Origin of the sequence: Xanthomonas boreopolis (assembly GCF_046529185.1) — a bacterium.
Classification (GTDB): Bacteria; Pseudomonadota; Gammaproteobacteria; order Xanthomonadales; family Xanthomonadaceae; genus Pseudomonas_S; species Pseudomonas_S boreopolis.
This window is the reverse complement of sequence record NZ_CP097162.1, coordinates 1,308,012-1,329,451: the sequence shown is the minus strand read 5'-3', so window position 1 is coordinate 1,329,451 and position 21,440 is coordinate 1,308,012. Positions and strand designations below refer to the sequence as shown.

Sequence of the window (21,440 nt, the reverse complement as noted above, 5' to 3'; positions counted from 1 at the left end):
GCCCCGACCTGTAGGAGCGGCTTCAGCCGCGACGGGATTTTCCCCGTTTGGATCCCCGCGCATGGATGCGCGGGCTCTTGCCAGAGGGACCTGCATGAAAACCCCGTCGCGGCTGAAGCCGCTCCAAGGAGGCCTCAGATCCTCGTCTTCCGGGGCGCGGCGGGAACGCCGCCCTAGCCGGGCTCCGCCAGCGCCTGGACCAGGAACTCGGCGACCGCGCGCACTGCCGGCGCGCGTCGCAGGTCGCGGTGCACCACCAGCCACAACTCGCGTTCCAGCACGCCGGCGCCGCCGGGCAACGGCACCAACCCCGGATCGTCGACGTTGCCCGGCAGGTCGCCCAGCAGCGCCACGCCGACGCCCGCCCGCACCGCCCCGCGCTGCACGTCGGAACTGTTGCTGCGCAGGACCAGCGGGCGGCCGGCCGCGAAGGCGCGCATCTGCCGCTGCTGCGGGCTCTCGTCCAGGCTCTCGTCGTAGCCGATGAACACGTAGTCCTCCGGCGCCGTGCGCGCCAGGTAGGACGGCGCGGCATAGTAGGAGAACGTCATCCGCTGCAGCCGGCGCACCACCAGTTCGGGATCGTCCGGCCGACCGAGCCGGATCGCCAGGTCGACCTCGCTGCGCAGCGACGCCATGCGGGTCTCGGCGATCACGCGGAGCCGGATCGCCGGATGGCGCCGGTACAGCTCGCCGAAGTGCGGCGTCAGCAACGTGGTCGCCGTCGCCGGCGGCGCGCTCAGCGACACCGTGCCGGCCACTTCCTGCTGCCCGGCCGCGGCGGCGCGCAGCACCGCCTGCGCGCCGGCCTCCATGTCGCGCCCCAACCGGGCGATGCGCTCGCCATCGGCGGTGAGCACGTAGCTGCGGGTACGCCGGTCCACCAGCTTCAGCTGCAAGGCCTCCTCCAGCGCGGCGATCCGCCGGGCGACCGTGGCGTGCTCGACCTGCAACCGGCGCGCCGCGCCGGCCAGCGAGCCGGCATCGGCGAAAGCCACGAAGTGGCGCAGGTCGTCCCAATCCATCCTGGGAATTTCCTCACATGGGGGCATCGGTTTCTGGGAATTTTACCGGGGTGGCGGTGCGCGCAGGATGCGCGCTTTGGAAAGGAGCTTCCCCCATGCGCTCTCATTTGCCCACTTATGCCGCCCTGGTGGTGACCACCTTCTTCTGGGGCAGCGCCTTCAACGTCGGCGCCCACGTGATCGCCCGGATGTCGCCGATCAGCGCCGGCGCGGAACGTTTCGCGATCGCCAGCATCGTGCTGCTCGGCGTGCTCGCCGCCGGCCGCAACCTGGACCTGCGGCTGTTGCGCGCGCACCTGCCCGCGCTGTCCGCGATCGGCGTGCTCGGCATCGTCGGCTTCAACCTGGCGATGTTCTTCGGGCTGCGCTCGACCACGCCGTTCAATGCCGCGCTGATCATGGCGACCACGCCGTTGTGGACGATGCTGCTGTCGGGGCTGGTCGAGGGCGAGCGCATCGACCGCTGGCGGTGCGCCGGACTGGCGAGCGGGCTGGCCGGCGTGGTGCTGGTGATCAGCGGCGGCGACCCGGAGCGGCTTGCGCACCTGCGGCTGGCGCCGGGCGACGCCATCGTCTGCGCCGGTGCGCTGTCGTGGGCGCTGGCCACGGTGATCTCGCGCCGCTTCCTGCCGGACGTGGACGCGCGCCAGACCACCACCTGGTCGATCGTGCTCGGCACGATCGTGATGCTGTTGATCGGCGCCTGGCGCGAACACCCCCTGCAGGCCGCCGCGCAGGCGCCGGCCAGCGTGCACTGGGGCCTGCTGTACCTGGCGATCTGCAGTTCCGTGCTGGGCTACCTGTTCTGGTTCGACGCGACCCGCCGCCTGGGCCCTGCCCGTACCGCGGCCTTCTTCAACCTGGTCCCGGTCTTCACTCTGCTGGTGTCGCTGGCCGGTGGCCGCGTGCCGCAGCCGGCCCAGTTGCTGGGCGTGGTCGCCGTGATCGGCGGCGTGGTGCTGGCTTCGCGTGGCCGGCGCGCGGTGGTGCCTGCGGACCGGCACGTAGTGAAATCGACCTGCGCGGAATCCGGCTGAGAGCGGCGGCGCATCCAACTGACGTTCGCAGTGTTGTCCATGGGAGCAGGCCTACGTGGCCCCGGGCCATCAGCCGCGATGGGGCTTTCACGCAGATAGCGATCTCTGCAAGAGCCCGCGATCCACGCGCAGAAAGCCCCATCGCGGCTGGAGCCGCTCCCACAAAAGCCGCTCCTGCGGATAAACAGGTAAAGCGACTTCTCAGCGCGGCGACCGGCGCAGGATGTATTCGTGGTCGCGGATCCGGCCGACGGGGAACTCGTAGTCGCCGACCTTCTCGAATCCATAGCGCGCGTAGAAGCGCTGCGCGCCGAAGTTCTTCGACCACACCCCGATCCACAGGGTGCGCGGGCCGTCGCGCTCCAGCCACTCCAATGCCGTCTCGAACAGGCGGCTGCCCCAGCCGCAGTTCTGGTGTTCCTTCAGCAGGTACAGGCGTTTGAGTTCGCCGTCGCCCGGCGACACCTCCGCGTGCGGCAACCCGCACGGGCCGGCCGCGGCATGCCCGATCGCCTCGCCATCGTGCTCGAGCAGCCAGATCGCATAGTCAGGATGCGCGAGCACGATGCGCGAGCGCTCCACCGCGTAGGTCTCGGCGAGGAATCCCCGCAGGTCCTCGTCGGGGTAGAGATGGCCGAAGGTCTCGGTGAAGGTGCGCGCCGCCAGCGGCGACAGGATCTCCGCATCGTCCGGGGTGGCGCGCCTGATCCGCATGGATCACGCCTCCTCTTCTTCCTCGTCGGCGTCCTCGTCCTCTTCGTCCTCTTCTTCCTCGTCCTCGTACTCGTAGTCGTCCTCGCCGAAGTCCTCGCCGTCCCAGCGCCCTTCCGGGTCCGCCACGAACGCCAGCGACTCGCCCACGCGCACCAGCCAGCCGCCGAACACGCGCGCGCGCAGCGTGGTCCCGACCTCCGCGCCTTCGTTGCCCAGGGCTTCCCATTGCAGGTTGAAAGGCACTTCCGAACTCATGGCGCTGTCTCCGTCTGTCGTTGGGGTTGCGTCGGGGTAAAGGTTCGCCTACTTCGCCTGCGGGCGCACCTGGATATGCACTTCCGCCAGTTGCGCGTCGGGAATCGGCGACGGCGCGCCGGTCATCAGGCACTGCGCGCCGGTGGTCTTCGGGAACGGGATCACGTCGCGGATCGACTCGGTGCCCGCCATCAGCGCGGCGATGCGGTCGATGCCGAAGGCGATGCCGCCGTGCGGCGGCGCACCGTAGTTCAGCGCGTCGAGCAGGAAGCCGAACTTGGCGCGCGCCTCCTCCTCGCCGATCCCGAGCAGCTCGAACACCGCGCTCTGCATCTCCGGGCGATGGATGCGGATCGAGCCGCCGCCGATCTCGTTGCCGTTGAGCACCATGTCGTAGCCGCGCGACACCGCGGTCCTGGCGTGGGCGCGCAGCTCGGCGATGTCGTCCACGGCCGGCGCGGTGAACGGATGGTGCAAGGCGACGTAGCGCTGCTCCTCCTCGTCCCATTCGAACATCGGGAAGTCGGTGACCCACAGCGGGCGCCAGCCCTCGGCGACCAGGCCGAAGTCCTTGCCGGCCTTCAGGCGCAGCGCGCCCATGAAGTCGGAGACCCTGTTGTAGCCGCCGGCGCCGAAGAACACGATGTCGCCGTTGCCGGCGCCGACGCGGGCGACCAGCGCGGCGAAGGCGTCCTCGCCGAAGAACTTCTGGATCGGCGAGCTGATCTCGCCGTTGTCGGCGATCTTGACGTAGGCCAGGCCCTTGGCGCCGTACTTGGCGGCGTGCGCGGCGTACTCGTCGATCTGCTTGCGCGACAGGCTGGCGCCGCCCGGGATGCGCAGCGCGGCGACGCGCCCGTCCGGATCGGCGGCGGCATCGGCGAACACCTTGAACTCGCTGCCCTTGACCAGCTCGGCCACGTCGACCAGCTCAAGGCCGATGCGCAGGTCCGGCTTGTCCGAACCGTAGCGCCGCATCGCCTCGGCCCAGGTCATGCGCGGGAACTGCGCGTCCAGCTCGACATCGGCCACCTCCTTGAAGATGGCGCGGATCATCTCCTCGACGAAGTCCTGCACGTCGCGCTCGCGCACGAAAGCGAACTCCATGTCGAGCTGGGTGAATTCCAGCTGGCGGTCGGCGCGCAGCGCCTCGTCGCGGAAGCAGCGCGCGATCTGGTAGTAGCGGTCGAAGCCGGCCACCATCAGGATCTGCTTGAACAGCTGCGGCGACTGCGGCAGCGCGTAGAACTCGCCCGGGTGCATGCGCGCCGGCACCAGGAAGTCGCGCGCGCCCTCGGGCGTGGCCTTGGTCAGGATCGGGGTCTCGATGTCCTGGAAGCCGCGCGCGTCCAGGTGCCGGCGCAGCGCCTGCACCAGCCTGATGCGGGTGCGCTGCATGCGCTGCATCTCCGGGCGGCGCAGGTCCAGGTAGCGGTAGCGCAGGCGGGTTTCCTCGGATGGGTTCTCGTGCGCGTGGAACGGCAGCGGCGCGGCCTTGTTGAGCACGGTGATCCTGCTCGCCACCACCTCGACCTTGCCGGTGCGGATCCGGTCGTTGACCGCATGGCGCGCGCGCACCACGCCCTCGACCTGCAGCACGTCCTCGTAGCCCAGCGAAGCCGCGACCGCGAACACCTCCGCGTCGCCCGGCTCCACCGTCACCTGCACGATCCCCTCGTGGTCGCGCAGGTCGATGAAGCAGACCCCGCCCAGGTTGCGGGCCACGTCGGTCCAGCCGGCAAGGGTGACGGTTTGGCCGATCAGGGTCTCGTCGACCAGGCCGCAGAAGTGGGTACGCATCGAAAACTCCGGAGAGGGAACGCCGGCGGGGGACCCGCCGGAAAGCCGAATATTCTGGCGGGACGCCCCGGCCGGGGCAAATCCCGGCGGGACTCACTGCGAATTAAGGAAGCCCGCTCGATAGTCCCGGCATCGACACTCAACCGGGGGGAAGCCATGTTGCGCAATCTGCTGTGCCTGTCCGGCCTGGGCCTGGCCGTGCTGCTCGGAACCGCCGCCGCGCCCGCCCGGGCGCAGGACCGCGGCTGGAACGATGGGCGGCCCGTGGTCACCTGCTCCAGCAACGACAACCGCCGCAACCAGTGCAGCACGCCGTTCCGCGGGCGCGCGGCGCTGGTGGAGAACCTGTCCGGCACCCGCTGCATCGAAGGCCACAACTGGGGCAGCGGCAACGGCTACATCTGGGTGGACCGCGGCTGCCGCGGGCGCTTCGTCGAGGCACGCGGGGGCGGCTGGGGCGGCGATGGCGGCTGGAGCGGCGGCAACCGCGGCACCATCCGATGCGAGAGCAACGACCAGCGCCAGCGGGTCTGCAATACCGGCTGGCGCAGCGCGGTCCTGGTACGCCAGCTGTCGAGCACGCGCTGCATCGAGGGCCGCAACTGGGGCAGCCGCAACGGCACGGTCTGGGTCAACGACGGCTGCCGCGGCGAATTCGCCGAAGGCCGCGGCTGGGGCGGCGGTGGTGGTGGTGGTGGCTGGGGCCCGGGCGGCGGTAGCGACTATTTCGTCACCTGCAGCAGCAACGACAAGCGCCAGCGCACCTGCGACTGGGATCGCCGGCAAGGCCGTCCCTACGTGGTGAAGCAGCTCTCCGGCACGCCGTGCGTGGAAGGCCGCACCTGGGGCTACCGCGGCAACACGATCTGGGTGGACGACGGCTGCCGGGCGCGCTTCGGCGCGCGCTAGGGCGTACCGCGGCTTCCCCCAAGCGGCCGGCCCGCATGCCGGTCGCCCACCGGCCCCTCGCTCGCGAAGGGCCGGTGGACACTCATGGGGCCGGCCCCGGAGCGCTTACGACGCCGCGAGAGCCTCGGCCTTGGTTGGCGCGGGCGCGGCTGCGGCGCTGTCGCCGGCGGACGCGGCGTCGGCCAGGTTTTTCTTCTTCTCGCCCTTGGACTTGAAGTCGGTCTCGTACCAGCCGGTCCCCGACAGGCGGAACGCCGGCGCGGTGACCTGGCGCTTCACCGCCGCGGCGGCGCAGGCCGGGCAGGTCGTCGGGTCGGGATCGGAAAGCTTCTGCAGGCGGTCGAAGGCATGGCCGCAAGCGGCGCACTGGAAGGCGTAGATCGGCATACGGGAAGATCGAAAGCAAAAACCCGGGCGGATTATCGTGGCGATCCGGCCGGGTTCAAGGGCTCGGGCGCGGCATCGCCCACCGGCGCATCCATCTGTACCGGCTCTTCCGCGGGCGGGCGGCCCAGGCGGTCCTCCGGGTGCAGGTTGGCCTCGGGCTCGGCCGGATCGACGTCGAACGGCGCCCGGAACACCAGCGACGGCAACAGCGTGGTCAGGGCCGCATACAGCAGCAGCGCGCCGAACAGCGCCTCGGGGATGGCGAAGCGGTCGCGCAGGATGCCGGCCAGCACCAGGGTGAAGATCAGCGTCGGGGCCAGCGCCAGGGAAACCCGCAGGCTGGACCGGAAGTCCTCGCCGAACATCAGGCGGCGCTGCAGCCAGATCACGCCCACGCGCAGCGGCAGCACCACCAGGGTGATGGCCAGCCCCAGGCCGAGCGCCGCGAAGCTGAGCGCGCCGGCCGGCACGTGCGTGCCCGCCTTGAAGAAATAGAACGGCACGAAGAAGCTGGCGAACAGCCGCACCGCGTGCAGGTTCTCGTCCGAGGCCAGCGCCGGCATGCGCTGGCGCAGCAGGCGCGCGACCAGGCCGGCGACGAACGCGCCCACCAGGTAGTACACGCCGAGCTTGTAGGTGACGTAGGCGGCGATCAGCCCGACCATCACCAGCAGCGAGAACTCCGACCCCGGCGCCTGCGGCGCGACCCAGCGCCCGAGGCCGACGAACAGCAGCGGCAGCCCGACCAGCATGGCCAGCATCACGGCGCTGGACACGCCCATCCGCACCGGGTCGCCCGCCTGCAGGATCACGAACAGCGCCGCCAACGCCAGCAGCTCGCCGGCGATCGCCTTGTTGGTCACCCAGAACCGCTCGTCCTCCGCCAGCCCGAGCCGGCCGAGCGAATCGAGGATGAAACCGGTGGAAGGCGTCAGCAGCGCCAGCGCCAGCAAACCGGCGGCCTGCCACGACAGCCCGGCGTAGCGCCACACCAGCCAGGCGGCGCCGACCAGGACCGCGCAGCGGATCGCCAGGTGCGCCAGCAACGGCCACAATCCGCGCCGCAAGGCGCGCAGGTCGACCTCCAGCCCGGCGAACAGGAACAGCGAGGAGATGCCGAGGGTGCCGAGCAGGACGATCACCTCGTCGTGGACCTTATCGCCCATCGCCAGCATCGCGCCGATGCCGAACAGCAGGCAGGTCAGCGGCGCGGGGACCTTGAAGCGCTGCAGCGCGCGCGGGATCACCAGCAAGGCGAAGATCAGCAGCAGGTAGACCAGTTCTCGGCTCATGCGGGGGATGCCTTCCGTTGGATGCCCGCATCCTCCCCGCAAGCGCCGCGCCGGGGCAAGTTCAGCCGGCGCTCGCCAACCGCCACGCCACCCACAGCATCACCCCCGCGACCAGCACGTCCAGGACCCGCCAGACCCGCGGACGCGCCAGCCATGGCGCCAACCGTGCCGCCCCCGTCGACAGGCCGAAGAACCACAGCGTCGAAGTGGTGCCGGCGCCCAGGGCGAAGGCGGCCGGCGCGTCCTCGCGCGCGCCGATCGAGCCGACCAGCAGCAGCGTATCGAGGTACACATGCGGATTGAGCAGCGACACCCCGGCCGCGGCCAGCAAGGCCTGGCGGAGGCTGCGGCGCGGCGCGCCTGCCAGGGTGCCGAGCGCCTGCGGCCGCCAGGCGCGCCACAGCGCCTGCGCCGCATACAACACCAGGAAAGCCACCCCGCCCCAGCGCAACAGCGCCAGCAGCCACGGCCTCGACCCGATCAGCGCCGACAGGCCGAACACGCCCGCGCCCACCAGCACGATGTCGCAGGCGGTGCAGAACGCCGCGACCGCCAGGTGATGCTCGCGACGCAGGCCCTGCGCCAGCACGTATACGTTCTGCGCACCCAGCGCGACGATCAGGCTGGCCATGGTCAGCAATCCGGTCAGGTAGCTGGCGCTCATCGCGCGTTCCCATGGATGCGGTCGGCGGAATAAAGGGACTTCGGCATCGGCGGCTCCGGCAGAGGGGCACCGGCGCCTGCGTGCCGGGCTCCCGTGGGGGGAAAGATTCGATTCGCGCGCCTGGACGTGCGTCGCTTTCGTGAGGGACTCACGAGTTGGAAGGGCACTCTGTCCGCCAACGCGCTATAAGGGAAACGAATTATGCGAATGCGTCATTAGCTTCCCTGATGATCGACTACAAGCTCCTGGCCGCCTTGGCCGCCGTGGTGGAAGAAGCCGGCTTCGAGCGCGCGGCACGCCGGCTGCGGCTGTCCCAGTCGGCCGTGTCCCAGCGCATCAAGCTGCTGGAAGCGCGGCTCGGGCAGGCCGTGCTGGTGCGTGCGTCCCCGCCCCGCCCGACCCCGCTCGGGCTGCGCCTGCTGCACCACGTGCAGCAGGTACGCCTGCTGGAGACCGACCTGCAGGCCGCCGTGCCGGAACTGGGCGAAGACGAAGGACCGCAACGGCTGCGGGTGGCGCTCAACGCCGACAGCCTGGCGACCTGGTGGATGCCGGCGGTGGCGCCGCGGCTGATCGCCGACGCCTTGCTGCTGGACATGGTGGTCGAGGACCAGGACGTGGGCCTGCGCCGCATGCGCGCCGGCGAAGTGGCCGCCTGCCTGTGCGCCAGCCCGGGACCCGTCGCGGGGGCGCGCATGCTCGCGCTGGGCGCGATGCGCTATCTCGCCGTGGCGGCCCCGGCGTTCTGCGAGCGCCACTTCGGGGCGGGTACCGACGCCGGCGCGTTCGCGCGCGCGCCGGCGATCGTGTTCGGCCCGGACGACCGCCTGCAGCATCGCTATCTCGCCGGGCTTGGCCTGGAGGGCGCCTTCCCGCACCACTTCTGCCCCTCGGCCGAGGGTTTCCTGCAAACGGTCGTGGCCGGCGTCGGCTGGGGCCTGCTGCCGGAACTGCAATGCCGCGACGCGCTCGAGCGCGGCATGCTGCGCGAGCTCTCGCCGGGGCGTCCCATCGACGTGCCGCTGTACTGGCACTACTGGCGCAGCGGCGGCGCCGCGCTGCAGGCGCTCACCGACCACCTCGCCGCCAGCGCCGGACGCTGGCTGTTGCGATGAAACGGACGGCCTACCTCGCCCCTTGCAGGTCGAGCACGACCGCCTGCGCGACCGCGCGCAAGGCGGCGTCCTGGCCGGCGGCATCCACCTTGGCGCCGTTGAGATAGGCCGCCAGCAGCAGCGGCGGACGGCCGGGCGGCCAGAGGATGGCGATGTCGTTGACGGTGTCCTCGCCGTTGCTGCCGGTCTTGTCGCCGATCTTCCAGTCGGGCGGCAGGCCCGCACGCAGGCGCGCGTTGCCGGTGCGGTTGTCGATCAGCCAGTCGGTGAGCCGGCGCCGCGACGCCGGGCGCAGCATGTCGCCGAGCAGGATCCGCTGCAGGGTGCCGGCCATCGCCGCCGGGGTGGTGGTGTCGCGCGGATCGCCGGGCGCGAACTCGTTGAGCATCGGCTCGAGCCGGTCGGTGCGGGTGGTCGCATCGCCGATGCCGCGCAGGAAGGCGGTCAGGCCGGCCGGCCCCCCGACCAGCGGATACAGCAGGTTGGCGGCGGCGTTGTCGCTCCAGATCAGCGTGGCCTGGCACATCTCGGCCACGCTCAGGCCGTCCGGGCCGACATGCTTCCCGGTGGCCGGCGAGTGGCCGACCAGGTCCGACGCCTGGATCGGCAGGCGCCGGTCCAGGCCGACCTTGCCGGCGTCGACCTGCTTCAGCACGGCGGCAGCCAATAGAAATTTGAAGGTGCTGCACATCGGGAAGCGCTCGTCCTGCCGATGCCCGACGCGCCGGCCGCCGGCGGTGTCCAGCAGCATCACGCCAAGCCGCCCGCCGCTGTCGCGCTCGATCGCGGCCCAGCGCCCCGCCAGGTCGCCGGCGGCATTCATTACGCCTCTTTTCGCCCATGCCCCGCCGCTCGCCAGCGACGCCAGCGCCAAGCCGGACACCTGCAGGAAACGCCTTCTCGCGATCATCGTCCACCTCCTGGGAAAGCTGGATTATTGGAACGTTGACCGGGAACCACCAGCGAGGTTATTCAATCCCAGCCATCGATCCATTTCATGCCTCGCGATGATCCGCCCCCAGCTGCCGTTGAACGCCCTGCGCGCCTTCGAAGCCGCCGCGCGCCACCAGAACCTGACCCGTGCCGCCGACGAGCTGTGCGTCGGCCAGGCCGCGCTCAGCCACCAGATCAAGGCGCTGGAGTCGCGCCTGGGCGTGGTGCTGTTCCATCGGCTCGCGCGCGGGGTGGCGCTCACCGACGAGGGCGCGGCGCTCTACCCGGTGCTCAACGAGGCGTTCGACCGCATCGCCGCCACGCTCGACCGCTTCGCCGGCGGCCACTATCGCGAGGTGCTGAGCATCGGCGTGGTGGGCACGTTCGCCACCGGCTGGCTGCTGCCGCGCCTGCCGGCGTTCGCCGCGGCGCACCCGACCATCGACCTGCGGCTGCACACCCACAACAACCGCATCGACCTGGCCGGCGAGGGCCTGGACCTGGCGATCCGCTTCGGCGACGGCGACTGGCAGGGCCAGCTCTGCACGCCGGTGCTGGAAGCGCCGTTCGCGCCGGTCTGCGCGCCGGCCCTGGCCCGCAGGCTCGCCGCGCCGGCCGACCTGGCCGGCATTCCGCTGCTGCGTTCGTATCGCGCCGACGAATGGCCGCGCTGGTTCCAGGCGGCCGGGCTGCCGGCGATCGACGCGCGCGGACCGGTGTTCGATTCCTCGCTGGCGATCGCCGCCGCGGCCGCGGCCGGCGCCGGCGTCGCGCTGCTGCCGCTGCGGATGTTCGAGCAGGACCTCGACGCCGGCCGGCTGGTCTGCCCGTTCGACCTGCACATCGACGCGGGCTGCTATTGGCTCGCCCGGCTGCGCTCGCGCCCGGAAAGCGAGGCGGCGCGGCGTTTCCGGGAGTGGCTGCAGGACCAGGCCCGTCTTTAGGGATTTCAGCCGCGATGGCCGCACGCGATCGAGAACAGGAACACCAGGACCTTGTCGCCTTCGCCGCGTTCCACCATCTGCTCGGCCGTCAGCCCCCCGAACGCGGCGACCGCCTCGTCCCGGTACCACTCGAGCGCGCAGCGGCGGCAACGCTGGATAAGGCTCGCGACCTCCAGGATGTCCGCGTCCGGTGCGGGCGCTCGCGTGGCCGTCGTCTTCATGGCTGCAGGCCGCCCTGCCGCGCATCGAAGTGCACGCGGAAGACCGCGCCCTTGCGTCCCGCGGCCACCGCCACATCGATATGCCAGCCGTGCGCCAGCGCGATCTCCCTGCAGATCGCGAGACCCAGCCCCGTGCCTTCGTGGCCCGCCCGCGGGCCGCGCCAGAACCGCTGGAACAACAGCGGCCGGTCGGCTTCGTCGATGCCGGGGCCTTCGTCGGCGACGCTGAAGCCGGTCGCGTCCAGCGCCAGCGTCACCACGCCGCCCTCCGGCGAGTGGTTCAGCGCGTTCTCCAGCAGGTTCTTCATCAGCACGAACATCGCCCCGGCATCGGCGACGATCGTTCCGGTGCCCGCCTCGTCGCCCTGGAGCACCAGCGCGACCGATCTGTTCGCGGCCATGCGCGCCAGGTAGTCGATGGCGTCCGCCGCCACGCTGTCCGGCCGGAACGAGGAGAAGCGATAGTTCTGCACCTCGCTCACTTCCGCCAGGTGCAGCAGCTGGTGGACGTGCCGCGCCATCAGGTCGGCCTCGCGCAGCAGCATCTTCCGGTCCGCCGCGTCGCCGAGCTCGAGCCCCGTCCGCAGCAGCGCCAATGGCGTCTTCAGCTCGTGCGCGGCGGCGGCGAGGAATTCCTGCTGCACCCGGTAGCCGGCCTCCAGGCGTTCCAGCGCGGCGTTGAAGGCCTGCACGAGCGGCCGGATCTCGCCGGGCAGGCCATCCACGCGCAGGCGCGCGGTCTGGTTGCGCGGCTCGATCCGGGATGCGGCGAGCGATGCTTCATGCAATGGCCGGAGCATGCGCCTGACCGTCAGGAACACCACCAGGCAGAAGACCGCCAGCGCGCAGGCCGCGCTGGCCAGCCCGGCCTGCAGGTAGAGCTGGCCCTCGTACTCGTCGAGCGTGAGCACCAGGCGGTCGCTGCGCGCGACCTGCACCGTGTAGCGGCGCCCGTCGCGCACGACCGGGCGGGCGTCGGCCAGGATCGCCATGTCCCCGTCGGGAGCGGGCATCCTGAACTCCCTCACCGCGAGCGGCATCGACTGCAGCGCATCGAGCAGCGGGCCTTCGCCGCTCGATGCGACGGTGCGGCCACCGGCATCGACCACCCGGTACGCCGCGTCCTTCCGCATCGCGTCGTAGATGTCGCTCTTGCGGCGATCCAGGTGGACGGATGCGTCGCCGGCCGCGTCGATGCGCAGCCCCTGGTCGATCCGGTCGGCGGCCTTGGCCAGTTCGCGCGCCATCATCGACGCGACGGAAGGCCGCGCCGCCAGCATCGCGACCGCCACCACGCCGGCCGCGGCGACCATGCCCGCCAGGGTCGCCAGCATCAGGCGGCCGGACAGGCTACGGGGCCACATGCGTTCGATAAAGGGCAAAGCCATGGCCGCGGATGTTCCTGATCGAGAGCTCCGAGCCGATCGCGGCCAGCTTCCTGCGCAGGCGATGCAGGGCCACCTCGAGGGCGTTCGGGGTGACGCCTTCGCCGCGCCCCCAGGCCGCGGCCTCCAGCGTGGCGTGGCGGACGATGCCGCCCTCGGCGCGGACCAGGCAGATGATGATCTGCAGTTCCGATGCCGACAGGGTGACGCTCTCCTCGCCGCAGCTCATGCATCCGGCCTCGGGCAGCACCCGCAGGTCGGCGTGGCACGGCTGCAGGTCGCGCAGCACCGGCGCGCGCCGCATCAGCGCGCGCACCCGCGCCACCAGTTCCTCCAGCGCGAACGGCTTGGGCAGGTAGTCGTCGGCGCCCGCCTCGAGCCCGTCGACGCGATCGCGCAGCGCGTCGCGCGAGGTCAACACCAGGCACGGCACGCGGCTGCCGGCGGCGCGCAGGCGCCTTACCAGCGCCAGCCCATCGCCGTCGGGCAAGCCGCGGTCGACCACGATCGCGGCGTAGTCCCGCTCGGCAATGCCCGACCAGGCCGCCTGTACGCTGCCGTACACGTCGGCGCCGATGCCTGCCGGTTCCAGCCCGCGGCCGATCAGTTCGGCCAGGCGCAGATGGTCCTCGACCAATGCGATCCTGTTCACTCAGCCTCCGTCTCCGGCAACGCCGGGCGACAGCATAGGGGAGCGTCCCGCCGCCGGCTCAGAAGCTCCGCACGAAGCCGAGCTGCAGGCTGCCCGTACCGTTGCTGCCACGCTCCAGGAACGGGCTGTCGCCGATCTCGCTGGGCAGGAAGCGGTAGCTCAGCGCACCGACCAGGCGCCAGTTTCCGCCGAGCGGCCGTACGATGCCGAGCCTGACCTGCGGCACCAGCGCCGCATCCGGGCGGTACGGCGCGACGCCGCGCGCCTCCTCCTCGTCCAGGGTGCCGTAGTAGTAGCGCACCACGTCCTTGGACAACCAGCGCACGCCGACGCTCGGGATCAGCAAGGTCCTGCCCCATCGCCGCGGATAGCCGTAGTCGAGCCCGAGCTCGTAGCCGCCGCTGCGGTCGGTCACGTCCGCCAACGCCTGCAGCTTCAGCTCTCCTGCCGCCCCGCGCCAGGTCGCGGCCAGGCCGGCATCGACGCCGTCGTCGCGGTCTTCCAGCCGCGCCGGGTCCAGGCCGTTGCGCTCGAGCCCGCTGCGGCTGAGGTCGTCGATGTCGAAACCGTCGAAGTTGCCGGCGAGTATCGCGTCGAAGACGAAACCGTCCGATTTATAGACGTGCACGCCGCCGGACAGCCCCCGCCAGAACAGGCGCTCGCCTTCGTAGCTGACCCACGGGAACGGACGGATCCGCATCCCTTCGCCGACGTAGGGGCTGTCGTTGACCGAGACCCCCGCACCGAGCTGCCAGCGTTTCGGGGCACTGGTGGAAGCCACGTCCTCGACCACCGAGGACTGGGCGAGCGCAAGCGAAGGGAACAGCAGGAAGAACAACGCGGGCAACCTGGTCATGTACCGATCCGGCAGGGGGAATGCCGGCCAGTATCCGAGCGCCAGGCTTACGAGCCACTTACGGCGTCCCGCGCCGGATCAGGACGCGCCTTCCATCAGCTCCAGCCACGCCGCTTCCGCCTCGGCCAGGCGTTGCGCGGCCGCCTCGCGCTCGCGTCCCAGCGCGGCCAGCTTCGCGCCGTCGGCGCGATGGGCCGGCTCGCCGAGCTGGCGGTCCAGTTCGGCCAGCAACGCTTCCAGCTCTCCCACCTTCTTCTCGGCGGCGGCGAGCTTGTGCGGATTGGCCGGCTTCTTCGCCGGCGGCTGCGGTTGCGGCTTGGCGACCGGCGCGGCCTCGGCCATCCGCTGCTTGGCGCCCTGCGCGCCCGGGCGGGCGCGCAACCATGCCGCGTAGGCGTCGAGGTCGCCGGCGAACGGTTCGACCACCCCGTCGGCCACGCGCCAATAGGTATCGCAGACCAGGCCGATCAGGTGGCGGTCGTGGCTGACCATCACGATCGCGCCGTCGAAGTCCGAAAGCGCCTCGGCGAGCGCCTCGCGCATCTCCAGGTCGAGGTGGTTGGTCGGTTCGTCGAGCAAGAGCACGTTCGGCTGCTGCCAGGCGATCAGCGCCAGCGCCAGGCGCGCGCGCTCGCCGCCGGAGAAGCCGTCGACCGGCTCGAAGGCGCGGTCGCCGGGGAAGTTCCACTTGCCGAGGAAATCGCGGAACGACTGCGTGGGCGCGTCCGGGGAGATCTCGCGGAAGTGGTCGATCGGCGATTGCCCCTCGTGCAGCGATTCGACCGTGTGCTGGGCGAAGTAGCCGATACGCAGGTCCGGGTGTGCGCTGCGCTCGCCGGCCAGCGGCGCCAGCTCGCCCACCAGGGTCCGCACCAGCGTGGTCTTGCCGGCGCCGTTGGGGCCGAGCAGGCCGATGCGGTCGCCGGCCTCCAGGCCGAAGCCCACGTCGTCGAGGACGACGACGGGATTGGGGATTGGGGATTGGGAATCCGCAAGAGCAACAGCCGAGGAATCCCGCTTTTCCGAATCCCCGATCCTGAATCCCGAATCCTGGCCGGGATAGCCGGCCCGCACGTGGTTCAGCCGGATCAGCGAATGCGGCAGCTTGTTCGGCGGCGCGAACTCGATGCGGAACTCGCGCTCGGCGCGCACCGCCTCGGTGCCGGCCAGCTTCTCCAGGCGCTTCATCCGGCTCTGCGCCTGCTTGGCCTTGGACGCCTTGGCCTTGAAGCGGTCGATGAAGCTCTGCAGGTGCGCGCGCTCGGCCTGTTCCTTCTCGTGCGCGATCTGCTGCTGGCGCAGCTGCTCGGCGCGCTGGCGCTCGAAATCGGTGTAGCCGCCCACGTACAGCTTGGCGCTGCCGCCGTGCAGGTGCAGGGTATGGGTGGCGACGTTGTCGAGGAACTCGCGGTCGTGCGAGATCAGCAGCAGCGTGCCCGGGTACTTGAGCAGCCACTGCTCCAGCCAGTACACCGCGTCGAGGTCGAGGTGGTTGGTGGGCTCGTCGAGCAGCAGCAGGTCCGACGGCATCATCAGCGCGCGCGCCAGGTTCAGGCGCACGCGCCAGCCGCCGGAGAAGGAGGACACCGGCCGGTGGTGGGTCTCGGCCGGGAAGCCCAGGCCGTGCAGCAGGCGCCCGGCGCGGGCCTCGGCGTCGTAGCCGTTGAGCTCGGCCAGCTTCTGGTGGGCGGCGGCCACCGCCTCCCAGTCCTCGCGGGCATTGGCCTCGGCTTCCTCGCGCAGCACCGCGGCGATCACGTCGTCGCCGCCGAGCACGAACTCGATCGCCGGGTCCGGCAGCATCGGCGTCTCCTGCGCGACGCTGGCGATGCGCACCTTGCCCGGCAGCTCCACGTCGCCCTTGTCCGATTCCAGCTCGCCGCGGATCGCCGCGAACAGGCTGGACTTGCCGGTGCCGTTTCGGCCGACCACGCCGACCCGGTAGCCGGCATGCATCGTCAGGTCGACGTTGGACAACAGCAGCCGCTCGCCGCGGCGCATGGCGAAGTTGCGCAGGGAAATCATGTGGGGACGATCCGATATAACCGAAAGGAATGAGCAGATGAGCAGCACTCCTGCGACGCCATTCTAGCGTTAACGAATACTTGACACCGCCGGGGCGCATCGTCGCCCTGGCGATGGCACCGGCGCCGCCCGCGGGCGCGCTTTCAGCCGAAACCTGTTTTGACACAAAGATTAGCAATGCGTTAATCCCAGACGCGCCTCGTAGTCGCCCCGGCGCCGTCGGCCGGCCGGCCACTGCGACGTGTCTGTCCCCACCGGAGCCGTACCCTGATGAACCGCAAGACCAGCACGCTCGCCGCCGCCGTCGCCGTTGCGCTCGGCCTCCCCTTCGCCGCGCCTGTCCTGGCGCAGTCCTCGACCCCGGCCACGCCCAACACCCTCGACACGGTCATCGTGACCGGCACCCATGTCAGCGACCGCACGGTCGCCGAGTCGCAGTCGCCGATCGACATCATCTCGCCCGAGCAGCTCAACGCCACCGGCACCTCCGAGCTGGCCACCGCGCTGTCGCGCGCCCTGCCCTCGCTGAACTTCCCGCGCCCGGCGCTGACCGACGGCACCAGCGGCGTGCGTCCCGCGCAGCTGCGCGGCCTGTCGCCCGACCAGGTGCTGGTGCTGGTCAACGGCAAGCGCCGCCACACCTCGGCGCAGTTGAACATCAACGGCACCATCGGCCGCGGCTCCACCGCGGTGGACCTCAACGCCATCCCGATCGCGGCGATCGAGCGCGTGGAAGTGCTGCGCGACGGCGCTTCGGCGCAGTACGGCTCCGACGCCATCGCCGGCGTGATCAACATCGTGCTCAAGGGCTCCGGCCAGGGCGGCAGCCTGGTGGCCGACTACGGCCGGTACTCGGCCGGCGACGGCGCCAAGTACCAGCTCTCCGGCGATACCGGCGTGACCTTCGCCGATGGCCGCGGCACGCTGCACCTGGCCGGCCAGGTCACCCAGCAGGACGCCACCAACCGCGCCGGCCCGTTCCAGGGCCCGGCCTCGCTGGCCGACACCGGCAACTACCCGGGCGTCGGCGAGAAGACCTTCGTGGTCGGCGACCCGGAGGTCGATGCCAAGGCGGTCTCGGCCAACGGCAGCTTCCAGTTCAGCGATGCGGTGTCGGCCTACGCGACCGCCATCGCCAGCAACCGCGACATCACCTCCTCCGCGTTCTACCGCTCGGCCAACCACAGCGGCCAGAGCGCGCTGCTGGCGCAGTTCTACCCGGACGGCTACGTGCCGCAGATCAACCAGTACTCGAAGGACCGCTCGCTGGTGGCCGGCCTGAAGGGCGCCACCCAGGGCGGCTTCACCTGGGACGTGAGCTACAACTACGGCTACAACAAGATCGACTACGGCACCCGCAACACCATCAACTACGCGCTCGGCGCCAGCAGCCCGACCCGCTTCTACGACGGCGCGCTGGAGTACACCCAGAACATCTTCAACGCCGACTTCACCCAGCCGCTGGAATGGGGCCTGGCGTATCCGGTGACGCTGTCGTTCGGCGCCGAGTACCGCGAGGAGAAGTGGAACCAGTCGCCAGGCGAGCCCAATTCCTACACCGGCAGCGGCGCGCAGGGCTTCCCGGGCTTCACCCCGGCCAACGCCGTGCACGCCGACCGCCACAACTACGCCGTCTACGCCGGGCTGGAAGCGGACCTCACCGACAAGTTCTCCGCCGGCCTGACCGGCCGCTACGAGGACTACTCGGACTTCGGCGACAAGACCTCGGGCAAGCTCTCGGCGCGCTATGCGTTCACCGACAAGGTCGCGCTGCGCGCCACCGCCTCCACCGGCTTCCGCGCGCCGTCGCTGGCGCAGCAGAGCTACCAGGCGATCTCCAGCATCACCACCAACGGCGTGTTCTACGACCGCGGCACGTTCCCGACCACCAGCGCCGCGGCGCAGGCGCTGGGCGCCACCCCGCTCAAGCCGGAGACGTCCACCTCCTACAGCCTGGGCCTGGTGCTGCAGCCGGTGGACCAGCTGTACGTGACCGTGGACGCGTACCAGATCGAGATCGACGACCGCATCATCTACTCGTCGAGCGTGGCCACGACCGCCGCCGCCCAGAACCTGCTGAGCGGCCTCGGCATCACCCCGGTCACGGCGTTCTCGTACTTCACCAACGCGCTGGACACCCGCACCCGCGGCGTGGACGTGGTGGGCACCTACACCATCCCGTTCGCGGCCAGCTCGCTCGACCTGACCGCCAGCTACAGCTACAACAAGACCGAGGTGACCCGCGTCGCCGATTCGCCGGCGGTGCTGGGCACGCTCGGCATCACCCAGGCGCTGGTGGCGCGCGACGAGGTCGGCCGCATCGAGGACAGCTTCCCGAAGGACAAGATCATCCTCGGCGGCACCTGGAAGTCCGACCGCTGGGACGTGAGCCTGACCGCCACCCGCTACGGCAGCTACACGGTGCGCAACTCGGCCACCGCCGCGCGCGACCAGACCTACGCGGCCAAGTGGCTGGCGGACGCCTCGGTCAGCTACAAGCCGAGCAGCCAGTGGACGCTGACGCTGGGCGCGGACAACCTGTTCGACACCTACCCGGACAAGGTGGTCAACCCGCTGAACTCCACCTACGGGATGATGCCGTACAGCAACTACTCGCCGTTCGGCTTCAACGGCGCCTACGTGTACGGGCGAATCGCCTACCGCTGGTGATCCAATGGCGACCCGGCGTTCCGGGCCCGGCCGATCGCCGGGTCCCGGGCCGCCGCGGCGCTATGCGCTCGTCGCGGCATGCCGCGCCCCGGCGAAGTCGGAAGACGCCACCACCAGGTCCCGGAACGCCTCGAACGCAGGCGTCTTGAAGCCCGGGCGGGACACCAGCCAGGTGTCGGCGCGTACCAGCGGAACGACGGTGAAGCGGGCCGCATCCGGGAACAGGTCGAGCACGCGCCTGGGCAGCACGGAAAAACAGGCGCCTGCGGCCGTGCACGCGACCATGGCGTGATAGGACCTCACTTCGTGGACCTGCAGCGCCACGGGCCGGGAAGCGGAGCCGGCGATCCAGTCCTCGGCCAGCATGCGATAGGTGCAACCCGGCGCGAACGCCGCCAGGGCCCTCGGCCCGATCTGTTCCGGGCGCGCCGCTCGCGGATGGCCCGGCGGCAACAGCAGGACCAGTTCCTCCCGGAACACCGGCGTCCTGTCCAGCGCATCCGATGCCTCCCACCATGCCTCGGAAGGCGCCGCGACGAAGGCGCAATCGATCCGCCGCGCTAGCAGCGCGTCGACGAGCTGGCGCGTCGGCCCCGTCGTGAGGTCGAGCGCCACCTCCGGCCAGCGCGCGTTGAACTGCGCCAGCGGCGAAGCCAGCCGCGTGGCGACGGCGGATTCCATCGAGCCCACGCGAAGCACGCCCCTCGGCCCGGCCGGGTTGACGACCTGCACGGCCTCGTCGGCGAGATTCAGGATTTTCTCCGCGTAGTCCAGGAAGGCCACGCCTTCCGGGGTCAGTTCCATGCGCTTCCGGTCGCGCTGGAAAAGCGGTACGCCGACCTCCGCCTCCAATTGCTGGATGCGGGTGGTGACGTTCGAGGGAACGCGCCCGAGCAGTTCGGCCGCCCGCGTGATGCTCTGCTGCAGGGCCACGGCACGGAACACACCCAACGATGCGAGGTCCAAACCAATTCTCCATTGCAGAATTTTCCTGCAAGTGTATTCTCAATCCAGGAACAAGTGTCGATCGCTGTTCTCCGCCCCTTCGCCATCCATTCCCACGCCCATGGACCTGCTCGACCGGCTCGGCATCAACCTCCCTCTCATCCAGGCGCCGATGGCCGGCGTGTCGACGCCTGCGCTCGCCGCCGCGGTCTCCAATGCCGGCGCACTGGGATCGATCGCGATCGGGGCGAGCACCGTGGCCCAGGCGCGCCAGGCGATCGAGGACACGCGCGCGCTGACCGACCGGCCGTTCCAGGTCAACGTCTTCTGCCACGCGCCGGCGCGGCGCGATGCGCAGGTCGAGGCCGCATGGCTGAAGCACCTCGCCCCGCTGTTCGCCGAGTTCCAGGCCGAACCGCCGGCCGAGCTGCAGGAAATCTACGAGAGCTTCCTCTCGGGCGAAGCGGTCTTCCGCATGCTGCTCGAAGCGCGCCCCGCCGTGGTCAGCTTCCACTTCGGCCTGCCCCCGCGGGCGTGGATCGACGCCTTCCGCGAGGCCGGCATCGCCACCCTGGCGACCGCGACCCACCTGGACGAGGCGCTGGCGATCGAGGCGGCAGGCGTCGAGGGGATCGTCGCGCAAGGCATCGAGGCGGGCGGGCATCGCGGCCTGTTCGATCCGCACCGGGCCGACGAAAGGCTGCCCATGGCCGTCCTCGTGAGGCTGCTGCGCTCGAAGACCAGGCTGCCCGTGATCGCCGCCGGCGGAATCATGGACGGCCGCGGCATCCGCGCCGCGCTCGACCTGGGTGCCGCCGCCGCGCAGCTGGGCACCGCCTTCGTGCTGTGCCCGGAGTCGGCGGCCAATGCCGGCTACCGGGAAAACCTCAGGAGCGCGCGCGCCGGGACCACGCGCCTGACCGCCGTCCTGTCGGGCCGCCCGGCACGGGGCATCGCCAACCGCCTCATCGAATACGGCGAAGCGGCGGGGAGCCCGCCACCGCCGGCCTATCCGGTCGCCTACGACCTGGCCAAGCGGCTCAACGCCATCGCCGCGGCGCAGGGCGACCACGCGTTCGCCGCCCATTGGGCAGGACAGGGAGCGCCCTTGGCGCGCGAACTGCCCGCCGCCCGGCTGGTCCAGCAGCTCGCCCGGGAGCTGTGGCCGGCCGGTTCCTGAGCGCGCCCCCGATCCCCACCGAGGAAACCGCCATGCCCCTGCTCGACATCCACGTGGTCAAGGGACGCACGCCCCAGCAGACCTCGGTCCTGCTGCAGGCCATCCACGAGGCCATGGTCGCCGCGTTCGAGGTCCCGGTCCGGGATCGTTACCAGATCCTCCACGAGCACGAGGCGGGCCATCTGGTGATGGAAGACACCGGTCTTGGTTTCGACCGGACGGATCGCCGCGTCCTCATCCACATGACGACGCGCCCGAGATCGCGCGGCATGAAGGAGCGCTTCTACGCGCTCCTGGTGGAAAACCTTGGCGAGCGTTGCGGGATCGCCGCCGGGGACGTCATGGTCTCCTGCATCGAGAACACCGATGCCGACTGGAGCTTCGGCCTGGGCAAGGCCCAGTTCCTGACGGGTGAACTCTAGATGCTGAAG

The 21,440-nt window shown here is 70.7% G+C and carries 21 protein-coding genes; 7 read left to right on the top strand and 14 right to left on the bottom strand.

Annotation, left to right across the window (positions count from 1 at the left end; all coding sequences use genetic code 11):
* Positions 1-173: 173 nt before the first annotated feature.
* Positions 174-1,025 carry a LysR family transcriptional regulator gene (locus M3M27_RS05920; RefSeq protein ID WP_140719214.1) on the bottom strand — a complete coding sequence of 284 codons (852 nt, stop codon included), beginning with the start codon at positions 1,023-1,025 and terminating at the stop codon, positions 174-176.
* 95 nt (positions 1,026-1,120) lie between these two features.
* On the opposite strand from M3M27_RS05920, the gene M3M27_RS05915 reads away from it, so the two are divergent.
* A complete protein-coding gene (locus M3M27_RS05915; protein WP_434027464.1) occupies positions 1,121-2,062 on the top strand; it encodes a DMT family transporter in 942 nt (313 codons plus the stop codon).
* Positions 2,063-2,263: 201 nt separating this feature from the next.
* Here the strand turns inward: M3M27_RS05915 and M3M27_RS05910 are convergent, their stop codons facing one another.
* Genes M3M27_RS05910 through aspS form a run of 3 tightly spaced genes read right to left on the bottom strand, consistent with a single transcriptional unit; the run spans position 2,264 to position 4,831 of the window.
* Positions 2,264-2,776 carry a GNAT family N-acetyltransferase gene (locus M3M27_RS05910; protein ID WP_140719218.1) on the bottom strand — a complete coding sequence of 171 codons (513 nt, stop codon included), beginning with the start codon at positions 2,774-2,776 and terminating at the stop codon, positions 2,264-2,266.
* Between the two features lie 3 nt (positions 2,777-2,779).
* The gene (locus M3M27_RS05905) at positions 2,780-3,031 is read right to left on the bottom strand and encodes a DNA primase (RefSeq protein WP_434027463.1); all 252 of its coding nucleotides are present in this window, start codon (positions 3,029-3,031) and stop codon (positions 2,780-2,782) included.
* A gap of 48 nt (positions 3,032-3,079) precedes the next feature.
* A complete protein-coding gene (gene aspS, locus M3M27_RS05900; protein WP_434027462.1) occupies positions 3,080-4,831 on the bottom strand; it encodes an aspartate--tRNA ligase in 1,752 nt (583 codons plus the stop codon).
* A gap of 156 nt (positions 4,832-4,987) precedes the next feature.
* On the opposite strand from aspS, the gene M3M27_RS05895 reads away from it, so the two are divergent.
* Positions 4,988-5,740, top strand: a complete 753-nt coding sequence (locus M3M27_RS05895; RefSeq protein ID WP_434027461.1) for a DUF3011 domain-containing protein — start codon at positions 4,988-4,990, stop codon at positions 5,738-5,740.
* 105 nt (positions 5,741-5,845) lie between these two features.
* On the opposite strand, the gene M3M27_RS05890 is transcribed toward M3M27_RS05895, so the two are convergent.
* The 3 genes from M3M27_RS05890 to M3M27_RS05880 all read right to left on the bottom strand — a co-directional run bounded on the left by M3M27_RS05890 (position 5,846) and on the right by M3M27_RS05880 (position 8,083).
* Positions 5,846-6,127, bottom strand: a complete 282-nt coding sequence (locus M3M27_RS05890) for an FmdB family zinc ribbon protein (protein WP_434027460.1) — start codon at positions 6,125-6,127, stop codon at positions 5,846-5,848.
* Positions 6,128-6,159: 32 nt separating this feature from the next.
* On the bottom strand, positions 6,160-7,419 hold the full coding sequence (locus M3M27_RS05885) for a cation:proton antiporter (protein ID WP_434027459.1): 1,260 nt from the start codon (positions 7,417-7,419) through the stop codon (positions 6,160-6,162).
* Positions 7,420-7,480: 61 nt separating this feature from the next.
* Positions 7,481-8,083 carry a LysE/ArgO family amino acid transporter gene (locus tag M3M27_RS05880; protein WP_140719230.1) on the bottom strand — a complete coding sequence of 201 codons (603 nt, stop codon included), beginning with the start codon at positions 8,081-8,083 and terminating at the stop codon, positions 7,481-7,483.
* A gap of 227 nt (positions 8,084-8,310) precedes the next feature.
* On the opposite strand from M3M27_RS05880, the gene M3M27_RS05875 reads away from it, so the two are divergent.
* Positions 8,311-9,198, top strand: coding sequence for a LysR family transcriptional regulator ArgP (locus tag M3M27_RS05875; RefSeq protein ID WP_434027458.1), 888 nt, complete (start codon positions 8,311-8,313; stop codon positions 9,196-9,198).
* Positions 9,199-9,208: 10 nt separating this feature from the next.
* On the opposite strand, the gene bla is transcribed toward M3M27_RS05875, so the two are convergent.
* Complete coding sequence (gene bla, locus M3M27_RS05870) at positions 9,209-10,108, bottom strand: class A beta-lactamase (RefSeq protein WP_434027457.1); 900 nt, start codon at positions 10,106-10,108, stop codon at positions 9,209-9,211.
* Between the two features lie 97 nt (positions 10,109-10,205).
* Between bla and ampR the strand changes: the two genes are divergently transcribed.
* The gene (gene ampR / locus M3M27_RS05865; protein ID WP_434027456.1) at positions 10,206-11,075 is read left to right on the top strand and encodes a LysR family transcriptional regulator AmpR; all 870 of its coding nucleotides are present in this window, start codon (positions 10,206-10,208) and stop codon (positions 11,073-11,075) included.
* A gap of 5 nt (positions 11,076-11,080) precedes the next feature.
* Here ampR and M3M27_RS05860 read toward each other — a convergent pair whose 3' ends face one another.
* The 5 genes from M3M27_RS05860 to abc-f form a co-directional block, all read right to left on the bottom strand.
* Positions 11,081-11,296 (bottom strand): hypothetical protein, encoded by a 216-nt coding sequence (locus M3M27_RS05860; protein ID WP_434027455.1) that lies wholly within the window; start codon positions 11,294-11,296, stop codon positions 11,081-11,083.
* Complete coding sequence (locus M3M27_RS05855) at positions 11,293-12,684, bottom strand: HAMP domain-containing sensor histidine kinase (protein ID WP_434027454.1); 1,392 nt, start codon at positions 12,682-12,684, stop codon at positions 11,293-11,295. Before M3M27_RS05855 ends, M3M27_RS05860 begins: the two co-directional genes overlap by 4 nt.
* A complete protein-coding gene (locus M3M27_RS05850) occupies positions 12,647-13,333 on the bottom strand; it encodes a response regulator transcription factor (protein ID WP_434027453.1) in 687 nt (228 codons plus the stop codon). Before M3M27_RS05850 ends, M3M27_RS05855 begins: the two co-directional genes overlap by 38 nt.
* A 58-nt stretch (positions 13,334-13,391) precedes the next feature.
* Entirely contained in the window at positions 13,392-14,189 is a 798-nt protein-coding gene (locus M3M27_RS05845) for a MipA/OmpV family protein (RefSeq protein ID WP_434027452.1), read from the bottom strand.
* Between the two features lie 78 nt (positions 14,190-14,267).
* Positions 14,268-16,214 carry a ribosomal protection-like ABC-F family protein gene (gene abc-f, locus M3M27_RS05840; RefSeq protein WP_434027451.1) on the bottom strand — a complete coding sequence of 649 codons (1,947 nt, stop codon included), beginning with the start codon at positions 16,212-16,214 and terminating at the stop codon, positions 14,268-14,270.
* A gap of 270 nt (positions 16,215-16,484) precedes the next feature.
* On the opposite strand from abc-f, the gene M3M27_RS05835 reads away from it, so the two are divergent.
* On the top strand, positions 16,485-18,884 hold the full coding sequence (locus tag M3M27_RS05835; RefSeq protein ID WP_140719247.1) for a TonB-dependent receptor plug domain-containing protein: 2,400 nt from the start codon (positions 16,485-16,487) through the stop codon (positions 18,882-18,884).
* A gap of 60 nt (positions 18,885-18,944) precedes the next feature.
* Here the strand turns inward: M3M27_RS05835 and M3M27_RS05830 are convergent, their stop codons facing one another.
* Positions 18,945-19,850 (bottom strand): LysR substrate-binding domain-containing protein, encoded by a 906-nt coding sequence (locus M3M27_RS05830; protein ID WP_140719249.1) that lies wholly within the window; start codon positions 19,848-19,850, stop codon positions 18,945-18,947.
* Positions 19,851-19,950: 100 nt separating this feature from the next.
* Here M3M27_RS05830 and M3M27_RS05825 point away from each other — a divergent pair, with 100 nt between their 5' ends.
* Both M3M27_RS05825 and M3M27_RS05820 read left to right on the top strand, forming a co-directional pair.
* Complete coding sequence (locus M3M27_RS05825; protein WP_434027450.1) at positions 19,951-21,009, top strand: NAD(P)H-dependent flavin oxidoreductase; 1,059 nt, start codon at positions 19,951-19,953, stop codon at positions 21,007-21,009.
* Positions 21,010-21,041: 32 nt separating this feature from the next.
* Complete coding sequence (locus tag M3M27_RS05820; protein WP_140719253.1) at positions 21,042-21,431, top strand: tautomerase family protein; 390 nt, start codon at positions 21,042-21,044, stop codon at positions 21,429-21,431.
* The last annotated feature ends 9 nt before the right edge of the window (positions 21,432-21,440 follow it).